Annotated in this window: 22 protein-coding genes; 11 read left to right on the top strand and 11 right to left on the bottom strand. The window is 64.2% G+C overall.

Annotated elements, in window-relative coordinates; genetic code table 11:
- Positions 1 to 269 precede the first annotated feature (269 nt).
- The 8 genes from ACFELO_RS13150 (at position 270) to ACFELO_RS13115 (ending at position 11,448) form a co-directional block, all read left to right on the top strand.
- Positions 270 to 2,159, top strand: a complete 1,890-nt coding sequence (locus ACFELO_RS13150) for an autotransporter domain-containing protein (protein ID WP_440958224.1) — start codon at positions 270 to 272, stop codon at positions 2,157 to 2,159.
- Between the two features lie 38 nt (positions 2,160 to 2,197).
- Complete coding sequence (locus ACFELO_RS13145) at positions 2,198 to 2,578, top strand: YMGG-like glycine zipper-containing protein (protein ID WP_440958223.1); 381 nt, start codon at positions 2,198 to 2,200, stop codon at positions 2,576 to 2,578.
- A gap of 138 nt (positions 2,579 to 2,716) precedes the next feature.
- On the top strand, positions 2,717 to 3,379 hold the full coding sequence (gene rpe / locus ACFELO_RS13140) for a ribulose-phosphate 3-epimerase (RefSeq protein ID WP_440958222.1): 663 nt from the start codon (positions 2,717 to 2,719) through the stop codon (positions 3,377 to 3,379).
- A 7-nt stretch (positions 3,380 to 3,386) separates the two neighbouring features.
- Positions 3,387 to 5,135 carry a heparinase II/III family protein gene (locus ACFELO_RS13135; protein WP_440958221.1) on the top strand — a complete coding sequence of 583 codons (1,749 nt, stop codon included), beginning with the start codon at positions 3,387 to 3,389 and terminating at the stop codon, positions 5,133 to 5,135.
- 25 nt (positions 5,136 to 5,160) lie between these two features.
- Complete coding sequence (locus ACFELO_RS13130; RefSeq protein ID WP_440958220.1) at positions 5,161 to 7,107, top strand: polysaccharide biosynthesis protein; 1,947 nt, start codon at positions 5,161 to 5,163, stop codon at positions 7,105 to 7,107.
- A gap of 59 nt (positions 7,108 to 7,166) precedes the next feature.
- On the top strand, positions 7,167 to 8,762 hold the full coding sequence (gene purH / locus ACFELO_RS13125) for a bifunctional phosphoribosylaminoimidazolecarboxamide formyltransferase/IMP cyclohydrolase (protein ID WP_440958219.1): 1,596 nt from the start codon (positions 7,167 to 7,169) through the stop codon (positions 8,760 to 8,762).
- A gap of 72 nt (positions 8,763 to 8,834) precedes the next feature.
- Positions 8,835 to 9,695: a dienelactone hydrolase family protein gene (locus ACFELO_RS13120; protein ID WP_440958218.1), complete on the top strand. Its 861-nt coding sequence runs from the start codon at positions 8,835 to 8,837 to the stop codon at positions 9,693 to 9,695.
- A gap of 271 nt (positions 9,696 to 9,966) precedes the next feature.
- Positions 9,967 to 11,448, top strand: a complete 1,482-nt coding sequence (locus ACFELO_RS13115) for an alanine/glycine:cation symporter family protein (RefSeq protein WP_440958217.1) — start codon at positions 9,967 to 9,969, stop codon at positions 11,446 to 11,448.
- Between the two features lie 67 nt (positions 11,449 to 11,515).
- Here the strand turns inward: ACFELO_RS13115 and ACFELO_RS13110 are convergent, their stop codons facing one another.
- Positions 11,516 to 11,953 (bottom strand): VanZ family protein, encoded by a 438-nt coding sequence (locus tag ACFELO_RS13110; RefSeq protein WP_440958216.1) that lies wholly within the window; start codon positions 11,951 to 11,953, stop codon positions 11,516 to 11,518.
- On the opposite strand from ACFELO_RS13110, the gene bioB reads away from it, so the two are divergent.
- Positions 11,952 to 12,950, top strand: a complete 999-nt coding sequence (gene bioB, locus ACFELO_RS13105; protein ID WP_440958215.1) for a biotin synthase BioB — start codon at positions 11,952 to 11,954, stop codon at positions 12,948 to 12,950. The two genes, ACFELO_RS13110 and bioB, sit on opposite strands and share 2 nt — an antisense overlap.
- A gap of 2 nt (positions 12,951 to 12,952) precedes the next feature.
- Here the strand turns inward: bioB and ACFELO_RS13100 are convergent, their stop codons facing one another.
- From ACFELO_RS13100 to ahcY, 3 genes are all read right to left on the bottom strand, one after another.
- Positions 12,953 to 15,409 carry an ATP-binding protein gene (locus tag ACFELO_RS13100; protein WP_440958214.1) on the bottom strand — a complete coding sequence of 819 codons (2,457 nt, stop codon included), beginning with the start codon at positions 15,407 to 15,409 and terminating at the stop codon, positions 12,953 to 12,955.
- Positions 15,410 to 15,596: 187 nt separating this feature from the next.
- Complete coding sequence (locus ACFELO_RS13095; RefSeq protein WP_440958213.1) at positions 15,597 to 16,049, bottom strand: TonB family protein; 453 nt, start codon at positions 16,047 to 16,049, stop codon at positions 15,597 to 15,599.
- A 165-nt stretch (positions 16,050 to 16,214) separates the two neighbouring features.
- Positions 16,215 to 17,633: an adenosylhomocysteinase gene (ahcY, locus tag ACFELO_RS13090; protein WP_440958212.1), complete on the bottom strand. Its 1,419-nt coding sequence runs from the start codon at positions 17,631 to 17,633 to the stop codon at positions 16,215 to 16,217.
- A 279-nt stretch (positions 17,634 to 17,912) separates the two neighbouring features.
- Here ahcY and ACFELO_RS13085 point away from each other — a divergent pair, with 279 nt between their 5' ends.
- Positions 17,913 to 19,850, top strand: coding sequence for a hypothetical protein (locus tag ACFELO_RS13085; protein ID WP_440958211.1), 1,938 nt, complete (start codon positions 17,913 to 17,915; stop codon positions 19,848 to 19,850).
- 76 nt (positions 19,851 to 19,926) lie between these two features.
- Here the strand turns inward: ACFELO_RS13085 and ACFELO_RS13080 are convergent, their stop codons facing one another.
- From ACFELO_RS13080 to ACFELO_RS13065, 4 genes are all read right to left on the bottom strand, one after another.
- Positions 19,927 to 20,199, bottom strand: coding sequence for an HPr family phosphocarrier protein (locus tag ACFELO_RS13080; RefSeq protein ID WP_440958210.1), 273 nt, complete (start codon positions 20,197 to 20,199; stop codon positions 19,927 to 19,929).
- Positions 20,196 to 20,600, bottom strand: a complete 405-nt coding sequence (locus ACFELO_RS13075) for a PTS sugar transporter subunit IIA (RefSeq protein WP_440958209.1) — start codon at positions 20,598 to 20,600, stop codon at positions 20,196 to 20,198. The genes ACFELO_RS13080 and ACFELO_RS13075 overlap by 4 nt, the downstream gene beginning before the upstream one ends.
- Before the next feature lie 141 nt (positions 20,601 to 20,741).
- Positions 20,742 to 22,343, bottom strand: a complete 1,602-nt coding sequence (locus ACFELO_RS13070; protein WP_440958208.1) for a stimulus-sensing domain-containing protein — start codon at positions 22,341 to 22,343, stop codon at positions 20,742 to 20,744.
- 19 nt (positions 22,344 to 22,362) lie between these two features.
- On the bottom strand, positions 22,363 to 23,067 hold the full coding sequence (locus tag ACFELO_RS13065) for a response regulator transcription factor (protein WP_440958207.1): 705 nt from the start codon (positions 23,065 to 23,067) through the stop codon (positions 22,363 to 22,365).
- A 146-nt stretch (positions 23,068 to 23,213) separates the two neighbouring features.
- On the opposite strand from ACFELO_RS13065, the gene ACFELO_RS13060 reads away from it, so the two are divergent.
- Positions 23,214 to 24,929: a hypothetical protein gene (locus tag ACFELO_RS13060; RefSeq protein ID WP_440958206.1), complete on the top strand. Its 1,716-nt coding sequence runs from the start codon at positions 23,214 to 23,216 to the stop codon at positions 24,927 to 24,929.
- Here ACFELO_RS13060 and ACFELO_RS13055 read toward each other — a convergent pair.
- The 3 genes from ACFELO_RS13055 to ACFELO_RS13045 are packed head-to-tail and all read right to left on the bottom strand — an operon-like array spanning position 24,926 to position 26,155.
- Positions 24,926 to 25,282: a gamma-butyrobetaine hydroxylase-like domain-containing protein gene (locus ACFELO_RS13055; RefSeq protein WP_440958205.1), complete on the bottom strand. Its 357-nt coding sequence runs from the start codon at positions 25,280 to 25,282 to the stop codon at positions 24,926 to 24,928. The genes ACFELO_RS13060 and ACFELO_RS13055 overlap by 4 nt on opposite strands.
- A gap of 3 nt (positions 25,283 to 25,285) precedes the next feature.
- Positions 25,286 to 25,483: a Trm112 family protein gene (locus ACFELO_RS13050; protein WP_440958204.1), complete on the bottom strand. Its 198-nt coding sequence runs from the start codon at positions 25,481 to 25,483 to the stop codon at positions 25,286 to 25,288.
- A 24-nt stretch (positions 25,484 to 25,507) separates the two neighbouring features.
- Complete coding sequence (locus ACFELO_RS13045) at positions 25,508 to 26,155, bottom strand: LON peptidase substrate-binding domain-containing protein (protein WP_440958203.1); 648 nt, start codon at positions 26,153 to 26,155, stop codon at positions 25,508 to 25,510.
- Between the last annotated feature and the right edge of the window lie 5 nt (positions 26,156 to 26,160).

The following is a 26,160-nucleotide window of genomic DNA, read 5'->3' as shown; positions in this document are numbered from 1 at the left end:
AGGGGGCATCGTCCCCGCTGGTTGGTCAACCCTTCCGCCTGAACACGGGAAAACCCGGTCGGCGGATACTGCAGGAGACGCCACAATGGCGCACAGGGCAGTTCGGGCGATGTTTGCGCCCCTTATCCAGCTGACGACAACGCCGCCCGGCGTTGCGCATGCCGTGTCCGGCCCGCCGATGATCGGCCCGGACAGCTAACTGACGCTGCGCGGTTCGCGCGGCCCAAGATCCGGGTCCGGACAGGCGGGCCCTTCCTCAGGAGAGAAACATGAAACGCAGTTTGACTGCGCGCACGGCTCTGTGCGCGTTGCGGGGCGGGTGCGCCCTTATGGCCGGGGGGTTTGCGGCGCTGGCGCTGGGCGGGGCGAGCTACGCCAAACCCGGTGACGGGAACTGGTACTTCTTCGGCGACAGCTCGACGGGCCAGGGCAATCACGCCGCCCTGCTGGACCAGCGCGGCGAGACCGAGTTCCCCTATTCGGCCAATAACGGCTTCCGCCGTCTGTCCAATGGCCTGGTCTGGTCAGAAATGATGGGCCGGGACGTGGACATCTTCCTCGACCCTGATCGCGACAGCGCCAATGTGAATTTCGCCTTCTCGGGCGCACACATCACCGCGAGCGGCGATCTGGCCGAATTCGGCCTTTATACGGGCGTTCAGGTCCAGACCGCGATCTTTGCGGACATGGTTGCGGCGGGCGACACCGAGGTGGGCGCAGACGATGTCGCCTTCATCATGGCGGGCGCCAATGATCTGATGGACCGCGCCGCGGCGGGTGAAGCGTTCGACACGATCATCGCGGATATCGCCGAGGCGGGCGCAGACAACATCACCACGCTGGGCGCGCTGGGTGTGAAGACCGTGCTGATGGCGGAAGTGCGCCCGATCAAGTTCGCGCCGCTGGTGCGCGGGGATGCGGATGCGCAAGCCGCCTTCGCCGAGGCCGTGGACGCTGCGAATGTCGCCCTGTTTGATGCGGCGGTCGCTGCCGCGGACGAAGCGGGCGTCAATCTGGTGACGGTGCGGGACGAGGCGTTCATCACCTATATCCGCGACAATGCCGCGGCGCTGGGCTTCGATGAGGTCGATCGCGAATGCTATCTCGATACCGATGACAGCGTCTGCGCGCCCGATCTGGCGGGGCAGAACCGCTATCTGTTCCTGGATGATCTGCACTTCACCGAAGCCGGCCAGCTTTTGACCGCGCAATGGTGGCAGGCGACTTTGGCGGGCGCGAATGGCGAGGCCGCGCGGCCTGTGCTGATGCTGCCGTCTCTCGTCGCTGCGGGTCTTGAGATGAGTGAGCAATCGGTCTGGGCGGGCGCCCGTCAGGGGCCGGGCGTGTTTGGCGACATGGTCTATCGTGACGCCGAGTTCGATTTTGACGGCCTGTCCGCAGATGTCCGCCTGAAAGGCGTCAGCATGGGCGGCGCCTATCGCCTGACCGACGTGTTCAGCGCCGGCGCCGCCTTGCGGTATGACGATGCCGACATCCGCTTCGCCAACGGGGATCGTCAGGACTATTCAGCGACCACGCTGACGGGTTTCCTGCGTTATGCCGAGGACGATTACGGCCTGACCGCAGCGGTCAACCATAGCTGGCTCGATTTCGAGGATGGCGTGCGCCAGACCGGGGTTCAGGGATTGTCCGCCCGCACCGGCTTTGACGGCGAAGCCTGGCAGGCGAGCCTTCTGAGCGATGCGGCCTATGAATGGGGCCCGCTGGACCTTCAGGTCAGCAACTCCCTGCAATATGACGCGATCCGCATCGAAGGCGCGGCGGAGACCGGCGCGACCGGTCTGGCGCTAAGCTATGGCGATCAGTCGCTGAACACCTGGCGCTTTGACACCCATCTCGATGTGCGCATGGACGGCTGGCGTGTGTCGGACACTGTCACCATCGCCCCTGTGGGCGCTGTGGGCTGGACCTGGCACAGCAATGCCGATCACGCGCTGGTTTCCCAGCTCATCGACAACTCGGCGAACCCGGTGACGCTGTTTGGCGAAGGCCTGGCCGAGAACAGCTTTGAGACCCGACTGGGCCTTGAAGCCCGGATCGCCGAACGCTTCACCGCCGGGCTCAGCTATGGCCGCGGCTGGGGCGATGACCGCCAGTCTGATGACCAGGTCGCTCTGACCCTGCGCGCGCGCTTCTGATCCTGAACCCCCAAGAACAACAAGAAAGGAAACTCCCCATGAAACCGATTGTTCTGATGACCGTGATTGCGTCCGGCCTGATGGTCACCGCCTGCGCCGGCGGCGGCGCGGACTACGCCCCGATCGTGGATGGCCCGCGCTCGGCGGCCTATGAGGCTGATCTTCAAGCCTGTCAGGCGCTGGCGCGTGAGCGGGCTTACCTGAACTCCGAAACCCGCACCTCCATGGCGGTGGGCGCCGGGATTGGCGCCCTGGCGGGCCTTGCGGATGACGATGTGAACGACACCGAAGGCGCGATTGCCGGCGCCCTTGTGGGCGCGGCGGTCGGCGGGGTGAGCGGCTCGCTCGAAACCCGTGACGAACGCCGTCAGATGGTGGTCGAGTGCCTGCGCATGCGCGGTCACCGCGCTGTGGGCTGATCCATCATCTCCATCGGGAAGGCGCATCTCTCCAGCGCCTTCCCGATAGGCCTGAATTCGCCGAATAAACTGACGCGGAGGGCGGGAAAGCCGCCGCCGCATCTTGCTCAAGCAGCGGGCCGCTGATACGCAATCAGCATGGCTCGTTCGACGATTATTTCACCCTCGATTCTTTCCGCTGATTTCGCCCGGCTGGGAGACGAGGTCAAAGCCATCGACGCCGCTGGCGCCGACTGGATTCATATTGACGTGATGGACGGGCATTTCGTGCCCAATCTGACCATTGGCCCGGCAGTGGTGAAAGCCCTGCGGTCCTGGTCTGATCAGCCCTTCGACGTGCACCTGATGATCTCGCCGGTGGATGCGTATATCGCCGATTTCGCCGAGGCGGGTGCGGACATGATCACCGCCCATCCCGAGGCGGGGCCACACTTTCACCGCACCGTGCAATCAATCAAGAGCCATGGCGTGAAGGCCGGGGCGGCGCTCAATCCGGGCTCGTCTCTGGACATGATCGACTATGTGCTCGACGAGCTCGATCTGGTGCTGATCATGAGCGTCAATCCCGGCTTTGGCGGCCAAAGCTTCCTGACCTCCCAGCTGCGCAAGATCGAATCCCTGCGCAAGACCATCGAGCGGCGGGGTCTGGATACGCTGATCGAGGTGGATGGCGGGGTGAACCCGCAAACCGCCCAGCACTGCATCAATGCAGGGGCGGACGCGCTTGTGGCGGGCTCGGCTGTCTTCAAGGGCGGCCCGGACGCCTATGCGGGGAACATTTCCGCGCTGCGGGGCGTTTGAGGCCTTGATGAAACGCCAGCCCAGGACCCGAGAGATCGCCGCCGCTCTGGCGTTGCGCGGTCGTCGGGAAATGTCAGACCTTCTCAATGCGGCTCCGCCCTATCGCATGCTGACCCAGAGCCAGCGTGCGCCTGAAGGGCTGACGGTCCGTCCCAAGGGGCTGATCAAGGGCGACAAGGCGCATGGCGCGGCCCTGCTGGGCGGGCGCTTCGCGCTGGCGGGCGAGATGCTGGAAGTGTCCGAAGAGGATTCGGTCTGGGACCGCACGGCGCCGTCCAAGCGCTTTGCTGAACGCTTGCACCGGTTTGACTGGCTGGCCGATCTTCTGGCGGTCGAGGACCCTGAAGCGCCCGTCATGGCGCGCAAGCTGGTCGATGACTGGCTGGCGCGGTTCGGCAGCTGGAACTGGTTCAGCTGGGAGCCGCACGTCCTTGAAGGCCGGCTGTGGGCCTGGATGCTGGCCAGCGATACGGTGTTCGGCGCCGATGACGCCGAGACTCCCAAACGTCTGAAATCCGCTGTCCGGCAAACCCTCCGGCTTTCTCGCTGCCTGTCGCTGATGCCGCAGGACAAGGCGCGCCTGTTTGCCGCGATCACGTTGCGGCTGGCGGCCCTGACGCTGGACCTGCCGGCCAAGCTGCAGACCCAGGCCCAGAGCGCGCTTGATCGCGAGCTGACCAGCCAGATTCTGCCCGATGGCGGGCATGCCAGCCGCAATCCGCGCGTCGCTGCAGACGCCCTGATCGCGCTTGTGGTGCTCGACAAGGCCGCAGACGCCCGGGGCGTCACCCTGTCCACTGAAGTCAGCCGGGCCATGGACCGCACGGCGGCCTTTATCCGCTTCTGCCGCATGCCCGGCGGCGGGTTGACGGTGTTTCATGGCGGGGATGAAGGGGATTCCCGGGCCATCGAGACCGCGCTCAAGCATGTGGGCGGTGGTCAGGGCCGTGGCTTCAATGTCGCCCCGCATAGCGGTTTCAACCGCGTGGAAGCGGGCGGCGCCGTCCTGATCATGGATTCCGCAGGTCCGCCTGGTGGTCCGCATTCCGCTGATGTTCACGCCAGCGCCCTGGCGTTCGAATTCGCGGCTCCGGGCGGGCGGCTGGTGGTCAATTGCGGCTGGTCTGAAGACCAGCCCCGCACCTGGCGTGAAGCTGTGCGCGCGACCGCGGCGCATTCCGCCCTGACGCTTGAAGAGACTTCTTCCACAAGGCTGGTGGCGAAGGGTTGGGCTCGCGCCCTTCTGGGACCGCGCGTCGCCGCCGGGCCCGAGCCGGTCAAGGCGCGACGCAATGAGGAAGATCTCGGCGTCTGGCTGGAAGCCAGCCATGAAGGCTATCGGCGCCAGTTCGGATTGTCGCTGCGACGGCGCTTGTTCCTGGCCTCTGATGGCGGGGATCTGCGTGGCGAGGACAGCCTGTATCGCCCGGTCGAGGATGGCGCGCCGGACAATCCCGAGCTGCGCTATCGCTTCTCCATCCGCTTCCATCTGCATCCCAGCGTACGTGCTTCTCTTTCAAGGGATTCCTTGAGCGCACTTCTGGTTGCGGGTAATGGTGATGGATGGCGTTTCCGGACCGATGGGGGACCTGTGCGCCTGGAGCGATCCGTCTATCTGGCGGCGGGGGGCAAGCCTGAACGTTCGACCCAGCTTGTGGTGTCTGGCGAAGCGGAGCCTTATGGAGGCGGCGAACGGCCGCCAAACCGGGTCAGATGGGCGTTTCAGCGCTTGGGCCGCGTAGGTGCGGCGGGATGAACAGGGCAGGCTGGAAGGCGGCGACATGAGCAAAAACGCCAAAGAGGATCTGCGTCTGTCTCCGTCTAACGGCATCGCGCTGACGACCGTCCTGGTTTTGTTTTACGACACGCTTGCAGCGGCGGCGGCCATGTTCGCCAGCCTGATGCTCCGCTACCATTTCAGCGAATACAGCGTGCCGCCCGGCGCGCTTGAATACATGGCGCCCGCCGTGTTCGCGCCCATCAGCGCCGCAGTCTTCCTGGGGCTGGGCGTGCATCGGGGCCTGTGGCGGCACATGTCCATGCCGGACCTTTTGCCGATCGTGCAGGCGGTGCTGCTGTCGCATCTGATCTTCCTGCCCGTCTTCTTTGCGATGAACCGGCTTGAGGACTTCCCGCGTTCGACCTTCGCCATCTCGGCCCCGCTTCTGATCCTGTTGCTGGTCGCGCCCCGCGTTGCGGCGGCGGCCTGGCGGTCCGGCGATCTCAGATCTCTGGTCCAGCGCGGAGATGAAAGCGCCCCTATGGCGGTTCTGGTCGGCGCGCGCGAGCATCTCGCGGATGTGCTCAAGGCGCATTTGCGCCGGGCGTCCGGCCCCAGCTTCCGCTTCCGCGCGCTTGTGGAGACCGAAGGCACGGCGGGCGGTCGCGCGCTTTACGGCATCCCGATCGAGGGCGGCCCGGACAAGTTGACCCGTGCCGTACTGCGTGTGAAGCGGCAGGCGGGTGATGGCGCGGTCCGCATTGTGCTCGCCGACCCCAATCCGGACGCGGCGCTTGTCAATGAAGTGGCGCGCGTGGCGGGCCGCACTGGCGTGCAGTTGAGCCGGGCCCGGGGCGGCAATGGCGTGCGCGCTTTCACGTCAGTCGAGGCGTCCGACCTTCTGGCCCGTCCTCCGCGCGCCCTGTCGCGGGACGGCGCCCGTCGCCTGATCGCGGGCAAACGGGTGCTGGTGACGGGCGCGGGCGGCACGATCGGCTCCGAGCTGGTGCGTCAGGCTGCGGCTCTCAAGCCCGAGCGCCTGATCCTGCTCGATAGCGCCGAACCCAATCTCTACGAGATCGACATGGTGCTGCAGTCCATGCCCGAAGCGCCCAGCTGGCGTTCGGTGCTGGGCGATATCAAGGACCGCAAGGGCCTTGAAGTGCTGATGGCTGAGGAAAAGCCTGAAGTCGTCCTTCACGCCGCCGCGCTCAAGCACGTGCCGCTGATGGAGGAGAACGTCTCCGAAACCGTGCGCACCAATCTCATGGGCACGCGCAATGTGGTTGAGGCCGCAGCGGCGGCGGGCGTTGACGCCGTGGTGTCCATCTCCACCGACAAGGCGGTGGATCCCAGCTCGATCATGGGCGCCAGCAAGCGCGCGGTTGAGCTCTATCTGGCGGCGGCCGCTGACAAGGTCGAGCCCATGAAGCTCGCCTCGGTGCGGTTCGGCAATGTGCTGGGTTCGGCCGGATCGGTCGTGCCCCTGTTTGAACGTCAGATCGCCCAGGGCGGCCCTGTTACTGTCACCCATGAAGAGACCACGCGCTATTTCATGACCGTGGAAGAGGCGGCAGGCCTGGTGCTGGAAGCGGGCGCGCAAGCGGGCGCGGTCGGCCTTGAAGGCGGCGACATCTTCTTGCTGGACATGGGCGAGCCGGTGCTGATCTCGCGTCTGGCGCGCCAGCTGATCCGTTTGCGCGGGCTGGAGCCCGAGCGCGATGTGCAGATCATCTATACGGGCATGCGTCCGGGCGAGAAGCTGCATGAATCGCTCACGCATGCCTTTGAACGGGTGTCGCCTGCGGGCCCGGCCGGGGTGATGCGCATCCAGACGCCGGATCTGGACCTGTCGCGCGTTGAGTCTGCGCTTGAGCAACTGGTCGCCGCGGCGCAGCGTCGCGATGACGATCAGGTCCGCAATCGGTTAAAACTGGTCATCGAGGCAGGATGGCCCGAAGGCGTGGCGGCGTTCAGTCAGACGCTTCCCGCCGCGCGTGACGCGTGATAAGGGGCCGTCTTCGTTCCTGGCGCAGCTAGGTTGGCGCCGTATGGGAGGACGTTTCCATGGATAATTCCGGCCTTGCCCCGCTCAAGCGGGCGCTGATTTCCGTTTCTGATAAAACCGGTCTCGCCGAACGCGCCGCCAAGCTGGCGGAAGCGGGCGTCGAGCTTCTGTCCACCGGCGGTACGCTGCAGGCTTTGCGCGACGCCGGACTGGACGCCCGTGACGTCTCCAGCGTCACTGAATACCCCGAAATGATGGATGGCCGGGTCAAGACCCTGCATCCGCGCATCCATGGCGGTCTTCTGGCCCGTCGGGACAAGGAAGATGATCTGGCGGCCATGGCCGAGCACGGCATTCCCCAGATCGACCTTCTGGTCGTCAATCTCTACCCGTTCGAGGAAACCGCTCGGTCCGGCGCCGATATCGACGCCTGCATCCAGAAGATCGATGTGGGTGGTCCGGCGATGATCCGCGCCGCGGCGAAGAACCACAATTACGTGGCCGTCTGCACCGACATGCGCGATCTCGACAAGGTGCTTGAATCCATGAGCGCCAATGAGGGCCAGACCACGCTGGCGATCCGCCGCCATCTGGCCGCCAAGGCGTTTGCCCGCACCGCCGCCTATGACAGCGCCATCGCCGCCCGGTTTGAACCGGAAGTCGAAAAGCCCGCCCATAGCTGGTTCACCATTGGCGGCCGCCGCCTTGAAAAACTGCGCTATGGTGAAAACCCGCATCAGGATGCGGCGCTTTATGAAGCCGCCGAACAGCGTCCGGGTGTGGTCACCGCGCGCCAGATCCAGGGCAAGGCCCTGTCCTACAACAATATCGCCGATGCGGACGCCGCCTTCGAACTTGTCAGCGAGTTTGATCCTGAAGACCGCGCCGCTGCTGTGATCATCAAGCACGCCAATCCGTGCGGCGCTGCGGCGGCGGACGATCTCGCCACGGCCTATGAGCGCGCCTTTGCGGCGGACCCGATCTCGGCCTTTGGCGGTATTGCAGCCTTCAACCGCACGCTTGACGCCAAGACCGCTGACGCGATCACCAAGATCTTCACCGAGGTCGTGATCGCGCCGGATGCGGACGAAGCCGCGCTCGACATCCTGTCAGCGAAAAAGAATGTGCGCGTGCTGCTGACCGGGGCCCTGGCCGATCCCACCCAGCCGGGCTGGACCACCAAGGCGGTCGCAGGCGGTCTGCTGGTGCAGGAGCGCGATACCGGACACATCCTGCCGTCTGACCTCAAAGTGGTGACCAAGCGCGCCCCGACCGAGGAAGAGCTGGCCGATCTGATGTTCGCCTGGCGCGTGGTCAAGCACGTCAAATCCAATGCCATCGTCTTCGCCAAGGGCGGCACGACCGCCGGTGTCGGCATGGGCCAGACCTCGCGCGTGGAAGCGGTGCGGCTCGCCGCCCGCAAGGCCGAGGACGCCGCCAAGGAAAATGGCTGGGACGCGCCGCGTACGGCGAACTCCGCCTGCGCCTCTGACGCGTTCTTCCCGTTCCCGGACGGGCTTCTGGAAGCGGCCAAGGCGGGCGCCCGCTGCATCATCCAGCCGGGTGGTTCCGTGCGCGATGAAGACGTGATCGCGGCGGCTGACGAAGCGGGCCTGGCGATGGTCTTCACCGGCATGCGCCATTTCCGTCACTAGACTCTTCATGTTTGACCCTGATCCTGATGGGCTTAGTCATGAAGACGAGGCCATCAGGGTTGGGTGTGTGACATGGATATGCTGATCCAGGTTCTGGCGATTGCGGGGGCGGGCGTGTTCGCCTTCGCCCTCTATATCGCCTGGTCGCTGTATCGGCGATTGCGCGGCCAGCATATGGCGCGCAAGCCCTTTGCAGACCATGTCGCCTTCATGGAGCCCTATGTTCGGGTGTCCTACCCGCCCGGCGACGGGCCGTTTCCGGCCGTCTTGCTGTTTCATGGCTGCGGCGGGGTGCGTCAGGTCACCGAGAACTACGCCGCCCTGGCCGTGAAGTCGGGCGTGGCTGCCGTGATCGTGGACAGTCTGCGCGCCCGCACTATCAGTTATGAAGAGGCGCTGGCCCAGGTCTGCACCGGGCGCAAGCTGTGGGGGCGTGAGCGCGCAGCGGATGTCTACGCCGCGCTCGAACTGATCCGGCAGGACAGGAAGATCGTTTCAGACAAACTGGCGCTGGCGGGCTGGAGCCATGGCGGATGGACGCTGCTGGATGCGTTGACGCTGGCGCAGATGAAGCTGCCGCCCGACGGATTGTCAGATGCGCCTGAAGAACCGTTCAAGGGCGTGACGGGCGTATTTCTGATCTATCCCTATGTCAGCGGACCCTCTCTGGCGGTGCGCAATGACTGGCTGCCGGACATGCCGATCGAGGGCGTGCTGGTGGAACGCGATTCCATGGCCAGCGAAGCGGACGCCTCGGTCGTTTTCAGCCGTGCGCGCCAGCACGGCGCGCCGGTCAGCTGGTCGGTGCTGGGCGGGGTCACCCATGCGTTTGACGAACCCGACCATCATCCGGACTCAACCTTGCGCTATGACGCGCAGGCCACCGGGGAGACCGAAGGGCGGTTCATGGACTTTCTCAAACGCCGTCTTTAGTCACACTTGCGTCATGGATATTCGTATTCGGCGTGAAATCGCGTTCATGCGTGGATGCGCATCAGGGCTCAATGTTTGAGCGTGTCACGAGCGGATGTGCTCTCAGCCCTTGAAATATCAAGTAATTTGATCGCCTCGCCGGGGCGGGGTCGCAGACGATTTGAATGGTTTACACATATTACCCATTGGCGCCTCAGTGCTTTGTACTTTCGTCTAAGCCCTATAAAGTCCTGAACCAACAATCAGACCTAACCAACGCAAGGGGAGCGGCGTGGGCGATCTATTTTCCGGCCTGGACGGGCTAATCAACAACGTCTCCAATTTCATCTGGGGCGGCACCTGGGGCGACGCTCAAGTGCTGCCGCTGGGTTTCCTGGCGGTCGTGCTTCTGGGCACGGGCCTGTACTACATGATCCGACTGGGCGGACGCCCGATCCTGCGGTTCTTCCCGGCTCTGAAAGAGCTGTGGGCGGGCCGCAAATCACAGGGCGAGGATGGCGACATCACCCCGTGGCAGGCGCTGTCGACGGCGCTGTCGGGGCAGGTGGGCACGGGCAATCTTGCCGGTGTGGCGACCGCCATTTCGCTGGGTGGTCCCGGCGCGATCTTCTGGATGTGGATCACCGCGCTTCTGGGCATGGCCTGCGCCTTCGCTGAATCCAGCCTGGCGGTGAAGTATCGCGAAACCCACCCCGATGGCCGCATCCATGGCGGTCCGATGTTCTACATCAAGAACGGCCTGAACAAGGGCCGTGCCGGCTTTGGCGGCTGGTTCGGCTGGCTGGCCATGCTGTTCTGCATCGGCACCCTGATCTCGGCGGTCGCGACGGGCGGCATGATCCAGGCGAACTCCATCACCGAATCCGTGATCCAGACCGGCAATGAGCTGAACTTCGCCATCCCCACCTGGGGCGTGGGCCTGGTTCTGGCGGCGCTGGTGTTCCTGGTGATCGTGGGCGGCATCAAGTCCATCGGCTCTGTGGCCGGCAAGGTCGTGCCCTTCATGGCGCTGTTCTATGTGGCCGTGGCCTTGGTCGTCATCATCATCAATATCGTTCACGTGCCCGAGGCCTTCGGCCTGATCTTCAGCCACGCCTTTGGCTGGCATGAAGCGGTTGGCGGCGCGGCCGGCTATGGCGTGATGCAAGCGGTGCGCTACGGCGTGGCGCGCGGCCTGTTCTCCAACGAGGCCGGTCAGGGCTCCGCCCCGATCGCGCACGCAGCGGCCCAGACCAAGAGCCCGGTGGCCCAAGGCGAGATCGCCATGATCGGCGTCTTCATCGACACCATCGTGATCTGCACCATGACCGCGCTCGTGATCCTGGTGGCGGAAGGCTCTTACCCGGCGGAAGGCGGCGGCGTCGTCTCCTACGCCTGGCAGTCCTCGCTGAACTCGTCCGCCATCACCACGGCGGCGTTTGCGAGCGCCATTCCGGGCGGTCAGTTCGTGATCACGGTGGCGCTGGCGCTGTTCGCCTTCACCACGATCATCGGCTGGTCCTATTACGCCCAACAGGCGGCGAGCTATCTGTTCGGCGACTGGGTGACCAACATCATCCGCTATGTGTGGGTGCTGATCGTCTTTGCAGGCTGTCTGGTGATCGACACCGTCACCCTGTGGCGCTTTGGCGATATCGCGAACGCCTCCATGGCCTTCCCGAACCTCATCGCCATCCTGCTGCTGTCGGGGGCTGTCGCCACGATGGCGCGTGAAGCCGACGACAAGGTCAAGCGCGGAGAATCGATCATCTAGGGATCGGCTTCGTTCTGAAATGTGAAACCCCCGGCGCTTGGCGTCGGGGGTTTTGTTTTGCGGGAAGTCAGGCCTGAGACGTTGCCCGGACCAGGCGCAGCCGGCGCAGCGCTTCAATCACCACAAGGCCAAGGCCGATCCCGACAAGATCAGCCAGAATGTCGGCGAGGGACGCCGTCCGTCCCAGACGGCTCAGCCCCTGCGCCAGCTCGATCAGGATCCCGAACAGCGTCAGGCAGAGCACAAACGTCAAACGCCGGGCGGACGGCCAGCTCCAGTGCGCCAGTACGGTCAGCACCAGGAAGGCGAAGAGGTGCTTGATCTTGTCCACGCCCAGAAAGACCGGCGTCACGTCTCCGGACGGCATCAGCGCCAGTGTGAATATCACCAGACAGGCCGCCAGCAACAGGATGCGCGCCTGCACCGGGCTGAGCAGCAAGGCTTGCAGCCAGGGGGCGGGCTTCTTACCGTCGCGCTGATTTTCCAAAGGCTCAGAGGCGCTCATGTCCACTCTTCTCACTGATCTCGACCGTCTGGCCGAACCCCGTCACGACTGGAGCCGCGACGAGGTTGCGGCAATCCATGACGCGCCGTTCAACGATCTGATCTTCGCCGCCCAAAGCCTGCACCGCCGGGGGCATCGCCCCAACACGGTGCAGAAGTCGCGCCTGCTGTCGATCAAGACCGGTGGCTGCGCGGAAGACTGCGGGTATTGCAATCAGTCCGCCCATTTCGACACGGGTCTTAAGGCCTCCAAGTTGATGGATCCCGAAGAGGTCGAAAAAAAGGCGTTGGAAGCCAAAGCTTCAGGCGCGACGCGGTTCTGTATGGGCGCAGCCTGGCGCGAACTCAAAGAGCGCGATGAACCCAAGATCCACGACATGATCCGCCGGGTGAAAGGGCTGGGGCTGGAGACCTGCATGACGCTGGGCATGCTGGGGGAGGGGCAGGCGGAGCGCCTCGCCGAGGCCGGGCTCGACTATTACAACCACAATCTCGATACCTCGCCGGAGTATTACGGCAAGATCATCACCACGCGCACCTGGGATGACCGCATTGATACGCTGTCCAAGGTGCGCGCGGCGGGGATGAAGACCTGCTGCGGCGGGATTATCGGCATGGGCGAGAGCAAGGACGACCGGATCGGGCTTCTGACCGAGCTTGCGCGCCTGCCGGTCCATCCAGAAAGCGTTCCGGTGAACCATCTGGTGGATGTGGAAGGCACGCCGCTTTCGGGCTCAGAAAGCCTGGATGGTCTCGATTTTGTGCGCGCCATCGCCACCGCCCGCCTGATCATGCCCAGGAGTGTTGTGCGCCTGTCAGCGGGCCGTGAGACCATGTCGCGAGAGCTTCAGGCGCTGTGCTTCCTGGCAGGCGCGGCGTCGGTGTTTGTGGGCGATGAGCTTCTGACCACCCCGAACCCGGATCAGACGACGGACGCCAGCCTCTTCCGCGATCTGGGGCTTGAAGGCGATGACGCGGCGCGTCAGGCGAACGCCTGAGGTTATTCCGCGCTAAGGGAGTGGCTGCCGGGGAGATCGAGCTCCGGCGCCGCTTCCGAGCTCGTCAGGCGCGGCAGGTGACAGGTCACGCGCGTGCCCTCGCCGGGTTCGCTTTCGAGCTCCACCCAGCCGCCATGCAGGCGGACGATGTCGTTGACCAGCGCCAGGCCCAGGCCTGCGCCGCCGCCATCGCCGCGTTCAAAGCGCTCGAAAATCTTCGCCTGTCGATCCGGCGCGATGCCGACGCCGTCATCAGCCACCCACACGGATACATCATCGCCGGCGACTTCGGCCCCCACTTCCACCGCGCCGCCCGGATTGACGTGATCCATGGCGTTGGTGAGCAGGTTGTAGATGACCTGTTTGAGGCGTTTGCCGTCGGCGCGGATCAGGGGCGTGCCTTCTTCGGCGTTCAGCGTCAGCTTGATGCCTGAATGCTCGGCGCGCGAGGCGATCAGCTCCATGGATTCTTCAGCCAGGGCGTGAAGGTTCACATCCCCAAGCTCCATTTCCAGCTGGCCCGCATCGATGGCGGCGATATCCAGAATATCGTCGATCAGCTTGCCCAGCTGCGCCGAGGCGGTCTGGATCGCGCCCATATGCTCTTTCTGGCGATCTGACAGATCACCCGCAAAACCACCCGCCAGCAGATCGGCATAGCCGTGGATCGTCGTCAGCGGCGTGCGCAGCTGATAGCTCACATGCTCGACGAACTCGGTCTTGATGCGTTCGGACGCTTCCAGCGCTTCGGCGCGGTCGCGCAGAGCGGATTCGATGCGGCGGCTGTCGGTGATGTCGTCCCATGCGATCAGGGTCGCGCCATCGGGCAGCGGACGGGTCAGCCAGGTCAGGACCGAATGGTCTGCGCGGCGGATCTCGCCGGTCATCGCCTTGCGCGATTCCGGGCTGGGATCGGTGATGCGCGCCTTGAGCTGGCCCCAGGCTTCGCCATTGTCGTAGAGCGGGGTGCAGGCGGTGACCAGCTCGTCAAAATGCACACCGTCGAGCCGTTCCGGATCGAGCTTCCAGAGGGTTTCGAACGCCGCATTGCGCAGCTTCAGCCGCCCGTCAGAGCCGAACACGGCGACCGCTTCATGCAGCTTGTCCAGCGTGGCGCGTTGCACCTTGAGCTGGGTGTTGTAGCGCGCCTGCAGGGACAGCTGGTCGGTCATGTCCTCGAAAATCACCAGCAGCCCGCCCATCGGGTGACGCTGGCGCGCCACGCGCAAGGTGCGACCGTCGGGCAGGGCCCACAGCTCGTCCGGTTCGGCGTCCTGGCTCGGCGCGGTTTCATAGCGCGACAGCTCGGCCTGACGCCAGGCGCTGTAATCGGCCTGTTCGGGCAGGCGGCGTTTCTCGCGCAAGCGATCCAGCAGCACGCCATGGGCCGGGCGATCATTGAGGAAGGCCTCTTCCACATTGAACATCTGGCTGAAGGCGCGGTTGTAGAAGACCAGCTTCTTGGCGCGATCGAAAATCGCCACAGCCTCGGTCATGTGATTGAGCGTCAGGTCATGGGCTTCGCGGAAGCGATTGAGCGCCGCCTTGGCTTCCTCACCATCAGTCACGTCCACGGCAAAGCCGGTCACCCCGCCTTGCACGGGATAGCTGGTGACGGACATCACCCGGCGCTGACCGGCCAGCACCACGCCACGGGCGCCGGTGCGGGGATCGCCGGAATTGAGGACGTCGCGGGCCTGTTCGCCCAGGGTGGGCTCGAGAAGCAGCTGGCGTTCGATCACGTCCGCCACATCAGCCGCCTCAACGGCTTTGACATAGGCGGCGTTGACCCAGTTGAGCTGGCCCTTGTGATCCATGCGCCAGGCGGGAACCGGGTTGCGGCCCATCATGTCCATGAACCCGATGGGATCATCATGGCTGATGTCTTCATCTGACGCGCCGTCGGAATGGCGCAAGGCGGTGTCGGTCAGCCAGATGACCAGCTGACGCCCGGCCGGGCGGCCATCCGCCTGGATTTTTCGGCCCGAGCGGCCGGTCAGGGTCAGCGAAAAGGGCTGGCCGTCCGCCATCAGGGCGCGGGCGCGATCCCGGAAGCTCACCGTTTCGCCAGAGGCGTTGCGGGCGCTGAATTCGGAAATGCTGTCGAGAATATCGGTCGCGATCTGCCCGTCGCCACCCGCAGACTGGCTCAGCTCGGCGAATTGCAAGAGCGAGGCGAGGGCGGCGGGAGAGCCATAAAGCTTGGGCGCGGACCAGTGTTCCGCGTCAGACGGGGGCGGGGCGTCCCAGACGACCACCACGCCCGGATGGGCGGCGAACAGGCTGGTATTGCGCTCGGCGCGGTCTTCAGCCGCCAGAAGGCGCTCACGCCACAACTTGCGGGCCTTGCGGGCGCCCGCGGTCAATCGATAGGCCCAGACAGAGGACGCCAGAGCGAAGGCGACCGAGCCGCCGGTGACGATGAGTGTGGCCAGTTGTACCGGTTCGGCTGCGGTCATGACGCGCCTTTTCCCCATTTGCCTGGTGCGCCATCCCGCTGAAAACGCGCACACGTGCGAATCACATCTTACCGGAAGGTGAATTCAGACGCGATGGTCAGGGGATTTGGGAGCCGGAAATGTCCGTGCTCCACTGTGGACAAGGTCAATAAAGGCTTAAATTTCAATCAAAGTTGAATAATCGGATTCACCGAATCCGCACTTCGCCTTGGGTGAATTCAAACAGGACGACGCAGCCTTGCAGCCCCGCACCCTGGCTGAGCGGGGCAAAGCGCCAGTCCTCGACCGCGCGGCGGGCTTCGCGATCAAAGCTGCCGCCGGGCACGCCGCGTGCGATGGACACATTCGCCACCTCGCCCGCTTGCGTGACGTCAAACTGGACAATCGACCAGCCCTGCAGGCCGCGTGACCAGCCCCGTGCCGGATAGTCGGGCAGGCTGGCATTGATCGCCCTCAAAGGCTCGCCCGCGCACTCATCCGAGCTGGCGGCGCGCTCCACATTGGGCGGAATGGGCATGTCGGATGTGGCGATGAAGGGCTGAAGCCGCGGATCGGCCAGTGGATTGAGCTCCGGGCCCGAACCGCAGGCGGCGAGCGAGAGCGACAGGGCGAACAGGGTCGGGATCATGATCAGGCGCATGGCGGGCACAGTGCGGCGGGTGCGCGGGAAGGGCAAGGTAGAGAGACATGAAAAAACCCCGCCGGATCGCTCCGACGGGGTTTCTCATTTGGTCTGAAGCTAGCGCCTTGTCGTTCAGCCTGTTCGAACCGCAAAACCGGTTCCCACTTTTGCTGAACAGGCTTTCTAGTAGCGATAGTGCTCGGCCTTGAACGGGCCTTTCTGCTCGACGCCGATATAGTCGGCCTGTTCGGGCGACAGCACGCTCAGTTGCGCGCCCAGCTTTTCAAGGTGCAGAGCGGCGACTTTTTCATCCAGATGCTTGGGCAGGATGTAGACCTGGTTCTGGTATTGATCGCCACGGGTCCACAGCTCGATCTGGGCCAGCACCTGGTTGGTGAAGCTTGCAGACATCACGAAGCTGGGGTGACCATTGGCGTTGCCCAGGTTCACAAGGCGGCCTTCAGACAGAAGGATGATCTTGTGGCCTTCGGGGAACTCCACCATGTCGACCTGCGGCTTGACGTTGGTCCACTGGAAGTTCTTCAGCGCCTCGACCTGAATCTCGTTGTCGAAGTGGCCGATATTACACACGATCGCCATGTTCTTCATGGTGCGCATGTGGTCGATGGTGACGACGTCCTTGTTGCCGGTGGCGGTGACGACGATGTCGGTGTTCTTGATCGCGTCGTCCAGCTTGACGACGTCATAGCCGTCCATGGCCGCCTGCAGGGCGCAGATCGGGTCGATCTCGGTGACCGACACGCGGCAACCGGCGCTGCGCAGGGATTCCGCCGAGCCTTTGCCCACATCGCCATAGCCGCAGACGACGGCGGTCTTGCCAGCCATCATCACGTCGGTGCCGCGACGGATCGCGTCCACCAGGCTTTCACGGCAGCCATAACGGTTGTCGAACTTGGACTTGGTCACGGAGTCGTTGACGTTGATCGCCGGGAAGGCCAGCTCGCCCTTCTTGGCCAGCTGATACAGGCGCATCACGCCGGTGGTGGTTTCCTCGGACACGCCCTTGATGGCGGCCTTGGCTTTCGCGAACCAGCCCGGGGAGGCTTCCATGCGCTTCTTGATGGTCTGGAAGAGATAGCCTTCCTCTTCCGATTTCGGCTCGCCCAGGAAGCTGGCGTCGGCCTCGGCCTTCTCGCCCAGCTGCAGATACATGGTCGCGTCGCCGCCATCATCCAGGATCATGTTGGCGGTTTCACCGTTCGGCCAATGGAAGATGGCGTCGGCGAATTCCCAGTATTCTTCCAGCGTCTCGCCCTTGTAGGCGAAGACCGGAATGCCTTTTTCCGCGATTGCGGCGGCGGCGTGGTCCTGGGTGGAGAAGATGTTGCACGACGCCCAGCGCACGTCAGCGCCCAGCTCGACCAGGGTTTCGATCAGCACGGCGGTCTGGATCGTCATGTGCAGCGAGCCGGCGATGCGGGCGCCTGCGAGGGGCTTCTTGCCCTTGTACTCTTCACGCAGGGCCATCAGGCCGGGCATTTCGATCTCGGCCATCTCGATCTCCAGCCGGCCCCAGCGCGCCAGCGAGAGGTCTTTGACATAGCGATCGTCGCCGGTGTTGGCGGCATTGAGCAGGGTCATGAAAGAACGCCTTGTTTTCTGACTGCGGGCAGGGGGTCGCCTGCAGGTTCCATTTGAGACGGCGCATCTCTTAACACGCGTCCCAAAACGGGCAAACCATCTGGCGTGCAGATCAATTTGGGACAGGAAAATCGAGGCACTTCTTAAATTGGTCCTAAATCTGTATAAACTTTCTGGTAAGGTTTTTGCTCGGGGCCCGTGATATGGGTCTTTGCGGCATGGCCGCAGGCGTCGCCGAGGGGCGGCGCGCCTGTGCAACGGACTGAGGGGACTGTTGATATGGCGAATTTGCCAACCGCTTACGCGAGCCAGAACTTTGGCCGCAAGACGCTGGATTTCTATGCCGCCTCCGGCGAGGTGAGTGGTTCCGACCCCCGCGCCCGCGCCGATGAGCGCAGCCTGACCGATTATGACGGCGCCAAACACACCGTGCGCATCATGGATCGCAATTTCGCTCTGGAGGCTGGCGATCAGGCGTCTGTCCTGCGCATGCAGACCGGCCCGTCCCAGCGTTCGCGTCCGGTCGCGCTGGTCAATCACACCCAGAAAGGCTGGTCGCGCACCCATCCCGGCGCCAGCGCCCTCCTGTCCCGGGCCGGCGTTGCGCGCAATGTGAACTGGTTCCTGACCATGCTGCTGTTCGCCCTGGCGTCCATCGTCATGGTCTGGCCGGCGCTGCGCACATTCCTGACCGAAGTTGATCCGGGCATCTTCGGCGGTCTGCCGCAGTTTGATCTGTTCGCCCTGACGCTCTCTGCGCTGCCGGATCTGGGCAATTGGAGCTTTTCCGAAAGCGTCGCGCCGGTCAGCAACCTGATCGCGCAGGCGGGGCCCTTCGCCGCCGAGCATGCTGACGCAATCGTGTTCTTCGGTCTGAGCGGCCTGGCCGCGCTGACCATGTTCGCCGCCCGCTCCTGGCGGCTTCTTTGGGCGCCGCTTTTTGTTGGCCTTGTGGGCGCTGCTGCGCTGGGGCTGGGCGGTGAAGCGGAAGCTGCCGGGTTCGCCGTGGGCGGCTATGGCCTCGCCGCGCTGATCTTCGTGATCGGCGGCGTGATCAACCGGATTCGCGACTCTGCACGTCTGGAGCGCCGCATCGCCCTGCTGGCGGACCATCTCGAGCGTCATCCGCCCGAAGAGACCATCGCCCGCAGCGAAGAGCCTGAAGCTGTGCTCGTGGATGAGGTTCAGATCGAAGATGATGAACCCCATGCGGCCAATGACGATGCGCCGGCCGCCATCGCCGTGCCGGTCAGCGCCGCTCTGAGCGACACTGTGGATGACTCAGATGCCGAGGCCGTCATTACCGAAGACGCTGCTGACGCATCAACCCAAGCAGAAGCGGTCGAGGACGAGGCTGCAGAGGGCGAAGCTGAGGCGGTAGACGCTGAAGCGCCGGCGGTCACCGAGGACGAAGCCGTCGCGGTCGATCTGGACGAGACTGTTCTGGATGAGGCCGAGGCGGTCGAAGAGACGATCGAAGCCGCGCCTGCAGACGCCGAGCCGGTGGCCGAGGATGCGGTTCTGTCCGAGGACACGCTCGAACCGGCTTTGACGGAGTCCGAAACGGGCGAGGCGGATGACGTGATCGCTGCTGTGTCTGAAGACGCGGAAACCGTCACTGAGCTGTCGACGGACGAGACTGAAGTCGAAGCCGTCGAACTGGACGCGGAAGCCGGGACCGAAGCGTCTGCAGAGGCAGAAGATGTTGCCGGGCAAGAGCCTGTTGACGCTGAAGATGAAGGTGAAGCCGTCGCTGAGGCTGCTGCTGAGGACGACGCCGGGCTTGCAGGCGAGGCTGTGGCCTTTGAGGCCGAAACCGAGGTCGAGACCCAGGCGGATCCCGAGACCCTGACTTCCGAGGACGCGCTGGAGCCGGCCCTGACGGCTGAAGCGCCTGACGCAGACGCAGTGCCGGTTGAAGACGAGCCGCTTGAGCTCGCCGGTCTTGATGCCGAAGAAGCCGAGCGCCTGAAGAATGATCCGCGCTATGCGGCGCGGGCCATTGTTCTGCCGTCTCCGCCGCCCATGCCGAGCGCGGAAGAACAAACGGTCGAGGCTGTGAAACCGACCGGCCCTGTCACCCGTGAGACGCGTGAGCTGCGCCCCAGTGCGCCGCTGACCAATCGTGTGATGTCGCTGTTCTCCAATCCACCCGTGCCGCCGGCTCCGCCGGCGCCTGCGGCTCCGGCGCGCAGCTCGGAGGATGAGGACGCGTAAGCGACCTTGCTCATCGTCAGAATCACAAACGCCGCCGGGTCATCCCGGCGGCGTTCTGGTGTTCAGGACAGGTGATCTAGTCGTTTTCGTTGAAGCCGCATTCCACAAGCGCGCTGAGGGCGTCCACGGCCTGTTCGGCGTCCGCGCCTTGCGCCTTGATGGTAATGGAAACGCCGGGGCCTGCGGCCAGCATCAGCAATTCCATGATGGAATCCGCACTGACCTCTTCGGCGTCGCGCGCCACGCTCACCTCGGCGTCAAAACGGGCCGCTTCGGCGACGAACTTGGCCGAGGCGCGCGCATGCAGGCCGCGCTGGTTGCAGATCGTGACCGTGCGTTCCTGGTTCACGCTGCGCCGTCCAGAATCTGGGAGGCGACCGCGATATAGCGCTTGCCCGCTTCACTGGCGCTTTCGGCGAGCGCGCCCATGTCGAGCCGCGACCGGGCTTCGGCCAGCTTGATCAGCATGGGTAGATTGGCGCCCGCGATGACCTCGACCCGGCCTTTTTCCAGCAAGGAGATGGACAGGTTGGAGGGGGTGCCGCCGAACATGTCGGTCAGGATGATGACGCCATCGCCCTGATCGGCTTTCTCCACCGCTTCACGAATGTCATCGCGGCGGCGCTCCATATCATCATCCGGGCCGATGGAGATGGCGCTGCAGGCTTCCAGCGGGCCGACCACATGCTCAGTGGCGGCGACAAGTTCGTCAGCGAGACGGCCATGGGTGACGACGACAATGCCGATCATGGTTTGGATCAGGTCCTCAGGCGGAATACGTTCATGTCCATGTAAACCCGGTTTTGCGTCCGGCGAAAGCCCTGTGCGACGGCTGTGCAACAGTCTGCTGCATGATGATGACAGGCGCCGTTTTCGCGCCACACATCCCGTCTAGCGCGAAGATGCCGGCAGGATGACCGTAAAGCAGGCGCCGACAACACGGCCTTGATCATCTGTGCGATTGGAGGCGTGGATCTGCCCGCCATGGGCGGTGACGATCTGTCGGGCAATGGCGAGGCCGAGCCCGGAATGGCCGCCGAACGCCGCCCCTTTCGGGCGCTGGGTATAGAAGCGGTCGAAAATCGTCTCGAGATTGTCTTCGGGGATGCCGGGGCCGTCATCCTCGATGCGAACCTGCTGGGACTGACCGGCGGCGCGTTCGATAAAGACCCGGACCCCGCCTTCCTCCGGCGAGAAGGTGACGGCGTTCTCGATGAGATTGATGAAGACGCGGCTGAGCGGGTTCTCGTGCCCGCGCACGATATGACGCTCGCCCTCGGCTTGCACGATCACCCGGGGTGCGGGCGCATCGGGATCGTTTTGCAGGCTGGCGATGTCGGTCAGCAATACGACCAGATCAATGGTCTCGAGATTCTCGCGCGCCAGCTCGGCGTCCAGACGCGAGGCGTTGGAGATGTCGGTGATCAGGCGGTCAATACGCTTCACATCATGCTGGATCACATCCAGAAGACGGGCGCGTTTCTCGTCATCCTTGGCGAGGGGCAGGATTTCCGCCGCCGAGCGGATCGAGGTGAGCGGGTTCTTGATCTCGTGGGCGACGTCTGCGGCGAAGGCCTCGATGGCGTCCAGCCGGTCATAGAGCGCGTTCGTCATCTGGGTGAAGGCGCGGCCCATATCCCCGATCTCGTCCTTGCGGCCCTTCATGTCGGGCAGGGGCACGCGACGCCCGCCAGCCAGCCGCACTTCGCGCGCGGCTTCCGCCAGCCGCCGCACCGGCCAGGCGATCTGGACGGTCAGAACAACCGCCATGAAGGTCGTCGCCAGCGCCGCCACGATCACATAGGGCAGGATGGCGGCGCGCTCCTGGGCGATCAGCGCGTCAAGGTCATAGGATTCATAGGTGATCGTGCCGACCACAGCCTGGATCAGCTGGATGGGGATGGTGACCGACACCACGCGTCCGCCATCGGGATCGCGACGCACGCCGGTCTGCGCCTCGCCGGTCTGGAAGGCGGCGCGCACTTCGTCAGACAGGGTGCGATCAAGCGCGGCGCGTTCCTCCTCGGGCAGGAAGATCTCCCCGACATGCTCCATGATCGAGTGACCGAAGCCGCGCGCGCGTTCGATGGGCGTGTCGGCTTCGTCGTCAATCGGGGGCAGGGGAATCTGGTCCACCTCGCCAGCGATGAGGTCTGAGTCCGCAATCCGGACAGGTCCGGGCGCATGCAGCAGGGCGCGCGTTTCGTCCGGGACGTAAAGACCGGACAGGCGACGCAAAACCTCACGCGCCGCATCGCGGTCCATTTGCGGACCGGGCGCGTCGCCGTACACGGCGGTCTCTGTGATGATGTTGGCGATGATCTCGGCCTGGGCGGACAGGGAGTCCACCTTGGCGTCCACCAGCCCGCGACGGTTCTCGGTAATCGCGAACATGCCGCCGATCAGCACGCTCAGCGCCACCAGATTTGTCAGGATGATGGTGGCGCCGAGACGCGTGAACAGAAGGGGTTTGAGCTGGGCCGACAGACGCATGACGGCGCGGTGCGTAACCCTAAGCTTCCTTATATCGGTAGCCGACGCCATACAGGGTCTCGATGCTGTCAAACGTGTCGTCCACGTCGCGGAACTTCTTGCGGATGCGCTTGATGTGGCTGTCGATCGTGCGGTCGTCCACATAGACCTGATCGTCATAGGCTGCGTCCATTAGGCTGTCGCGGCTCTTCACAAAGCCTGGACGGTTCGCCAGCGCATGCAGGATCAGGAATTCGGTGACGGTCAGGCGCACCGGCTTGCCCGACCAGGTGCAGGCGTGACGGTTCGGGTCCAGCACCAGCGAGCCGCGCTCGATCACCTTGTGCTCATTGCCTTCACCGCCTTCAGCGCCCGCCGGATCGGCCTGGGCGCGGCGAAGCACGGCCTTGATGCGGCGCGCCAGCAGCTGGTGGGAGAAGGGTTTGGCGATGTAGTCGTCCGCGCCCAGATCGAGGCCCAGCGCTTCGTCGAACTCACCGTCCTTTGACGTCAGGAAGATCACCGGAAGGTTGGAGGACTGACGCACCCGGCGCAGCAATTCCAGCCCGTCCATGCGCGGCATCTTGATGTCGAAGATCGCCAGATCGGGCGGCGTTTCGGTCAGATGCGGCAGGGCGGCGGACCCGTCGGTGAAGGTGCGCACGTTGTATCCCTCGTTTTCCAGGAACATGGAAACAGAGGTCAGAATGTTCTCGTCGTCATCCACAAGGGCGATGGTCGCCATCGTTCGTATCCTGTCATCTCTCGGCGAAACCGATGTCGTTAGCGCTTCACACTAGTTGGTGTCCAAGATCAAGCAAAGACATGGTTACCTAGGGTTAAGGCGGGTAGTGCATTACTTTACGAAACCTGCTGGGGAATGAGGCGGAAATGGCGCACGAAGACGTCCATTACGAGGTCTTTCTGAAGAAAAACATCAAGGCCTCCTGGACCTTGGTGGAGGCGCTCAAGGATCGCAACGCCGCCCTTGCGCTGGCCAACAAGCTGCATTCAAACCATTCCAGCGGCTCGGTCCGTGTCGTGCGCGAAGTCTGGGACGCGGACTCAAGCGGTTTCCGCGGCGGCGCGATCTTCGAGGTCGGCCCCGAGAAGTTTTCCGGGGGCGACAAGCCGGCTGAAGCGACGATCCCCTGCCTGACGCCGGATGACCTGTCCGGGCCCGCAGCGCGCGATACGGTCCGCCGGGCATTGTCTGGCTGGCTTGAGCGCTCTCAGGTCTGTCCGATGGAATTGCTCAACCGTCCTGACCTGATCGAGGAGCTTGACGGGTCGGACACCGATCTGCAGCACGCCATTCAGAAGGTCGCCATTGCACGCGCCCAGAATTCTGACGCCAGCGTTCACGCCTATGTGCGTCTGATCACCGAGCTCGTGCAGCGCGGCATTGAACAATCACGCAAGGAAGCCAAGGCGGGCGGCAAGCCGCCGCGTGGCAAGTCGTTTGCGGAAAGCGCGACCCTGGTCGCCTGCAAATCCACGTCCGAAAAGCAGATGCGCCGCCTGATCGCGGATGAATTGTCTGAAGCGTATGACATGGGCGAGAAGGTTCGCCGCCTGCTCGACATGCATGATGATCTGCCCGAAAGCGAGGACGCGCGGGCGATGGCGGCCAAGCAGACCGACGCTTTCATCGCTGAAATTCTGTCCTTTGATTCCGCCCTGCGCCGGGTTCTTGGCGATACGGTGGATCTCGGGGACGAAGTCCTGCGCCTGACCGGGATTTATGAAGGCGCGCCGGACAGCCCTGACCTCAGCCGCGCGCCGGAAACCGCGCGCCGGCTGGCCAGCCAGATCAAGTCGGCCTCCTTGCCGGCCGCTCATAGCGAGCTGGCTCAGCAGATCCTTGAAAAACTGCGTGCGCCCAAACGCTTCCGACCGCGTTCGGTGATGGCCGAGATCGAACTGGCGCGGAAGCTGGCTCAGCGGCTGATCGTATCGGCGGGAGACAATCTCAACCCCGAAGCGCTGGTGGACGCCTTCACCCACCGCTCCGCCCGGTTGCTGCAACCGGACGCCATCGAGGAGGCGCTGTCAGGCGCTCATACCCCGGTGGATCAGATCGAGCGTCTGTTCGCCATGGAAGACCATCTGGTGGGCGAGGAGAACAAGAAGAAGCTCGCGAGCTATATTCGCGCCAAGGTGACGGCGAACACCACGGTGAGCTATTTCGTACGTGGCAGCGGTTCCCCGCTGGAGCGCCTGTCGCGGGTGACCAGCCTTCAGGCCCGCGCCAAGAAGGGCGGTTTCCCCAAGTCAGACAAGAAAGAGCTGGTGGACGCGTTCGACAATCTTGGCCTCGCCATCCTGGACGCCACCAAGGTGATGGACCGGGTGGCGAATTCTCCGGCGCCGGTTCTGGATCGGGCCGCAGCCTTGCTGAAGCTCTCCACAACGGGCGTGCTGCCCGAAGGGCGTTGCCGGACCGATGCGCAATTGCGCGCTGTGCGGATGATGGAAAGCGATGAGGCGCGGGTCGCCGCCGCCTCTCCGGGCGGGGAAGAAAAGATGCTGGCCGTGCAGCAATTGTTCGCCCAGCTGGCCCCGCCGGAAACCCAGAGCCCGCCACAGAGCGATACGGCCGCCTAGTGCGGCAGGCCGGCGGCTTTCAGTCGGGCGCGATAGGCGCTGAGCATGGCGTCAGCGTTCTCGCCAAGCTCATGCAGATAGTCCCAGGAATAGATGCCGCTGTCATGGCCGTCGTCAAAGCTCAGGCGGACAGCGTAGCGCCCCACCCGGTCAGCAGCGGTGACGCGCACGGCTGACTTGCCGCTTACCAGCTTCTTCTGATCCGGGGCATGGCCCTGAACCTCGGCGGACGGGCTTTCCACGCGCAAGAGCTCGAACGGGATGGCGAAGCGCGCGCCATCGTCAAAGGCGATGTCCAGCACGCGGTCAGAGCCCTTGAAGCTCAGCCGGGTCGGCCAGGGGCGGTCGCTCATGGATCAGTCGTCCAGATTGCGGGCTTCTTCAGGCAACATGATCGGCACGCCTTCCCGGATGGGAAAGGCGAGACGCGCCTGTTTGGAGATCAGCTCGCCGGCCTCCCGATCATACTCAAGCGGGCCGCGGCTGACCGGGCACACCAGAATCTCAAGGAGCTTCGGATCGAGAGCGGATTGTTCGGTTTTGGCATCACTCATGGGAAAACTCTTACGCCGGGCGGGTCAGGGCGTCCAGCCTTGCGAACCGCTCGCCGCCTCGTCCAGACTGTCTTGCATGAGCCGGTCCAGAATCTCGGCGCGATGCGGGATCGAGACCGCTTCCAGCAAGGATTGCTTGTCGTTCGGATCAAAGGGGGCGGCCATGGCGGTCTTGTTGATCACCAGAGACAGTGGCGCTTTCTCCAGCGCGGGCCAGTCCGTCTCGATGCCCACAAGATCGAAATAGGCGCGCAAGCGCTCGATCAGCCCTGTCACCTCGATGGCGGGCGGCATGTGAACTTCCACCAGGTCCTGGGTGAAGGGGCGATAGTCGACCCGCGCCACACGATAGGGGGTTTGCCGGTCGAGCTCCGCCTCAAGCGCAAAGCGGGTAAGGCCCTCCAGCACCATCAGATAGCGCCCGTCAGAGGTTTCCTGATGGCTGACGATGCGGCCTGCGCCGCCGACGCCATGAAGGGCGGGCTTGTCGGGCGTTCCGCCCGGAGCGGGCTGGATCACGCCAATGATCCGGTCAGAGGCCAGAGCGTCATCGACCATGTTCAGATAGCGCGGCTCAAACACGTTCAGCGGCAAGTGCTCGCCCGGCGGCAGGATGCAGCCGCGGATGGGGAACAGCTTGATCTCGCTGGGCAGGATGAGGCTTTCGGACATGGCTG

This window comes from Oceanicaulis sp. LC35 (assembly GCF_052055585.1).
GTDB lineage: Bacteria > Pseudomonadota > Alphaproteobacteria > Caulobacterales > Maricaulaceae > Oceanicaulis.
Note: the sequence above shows the minus strand (reverse complement) of the source record. Positions and strands in the feature narration are given on the sequence as shown.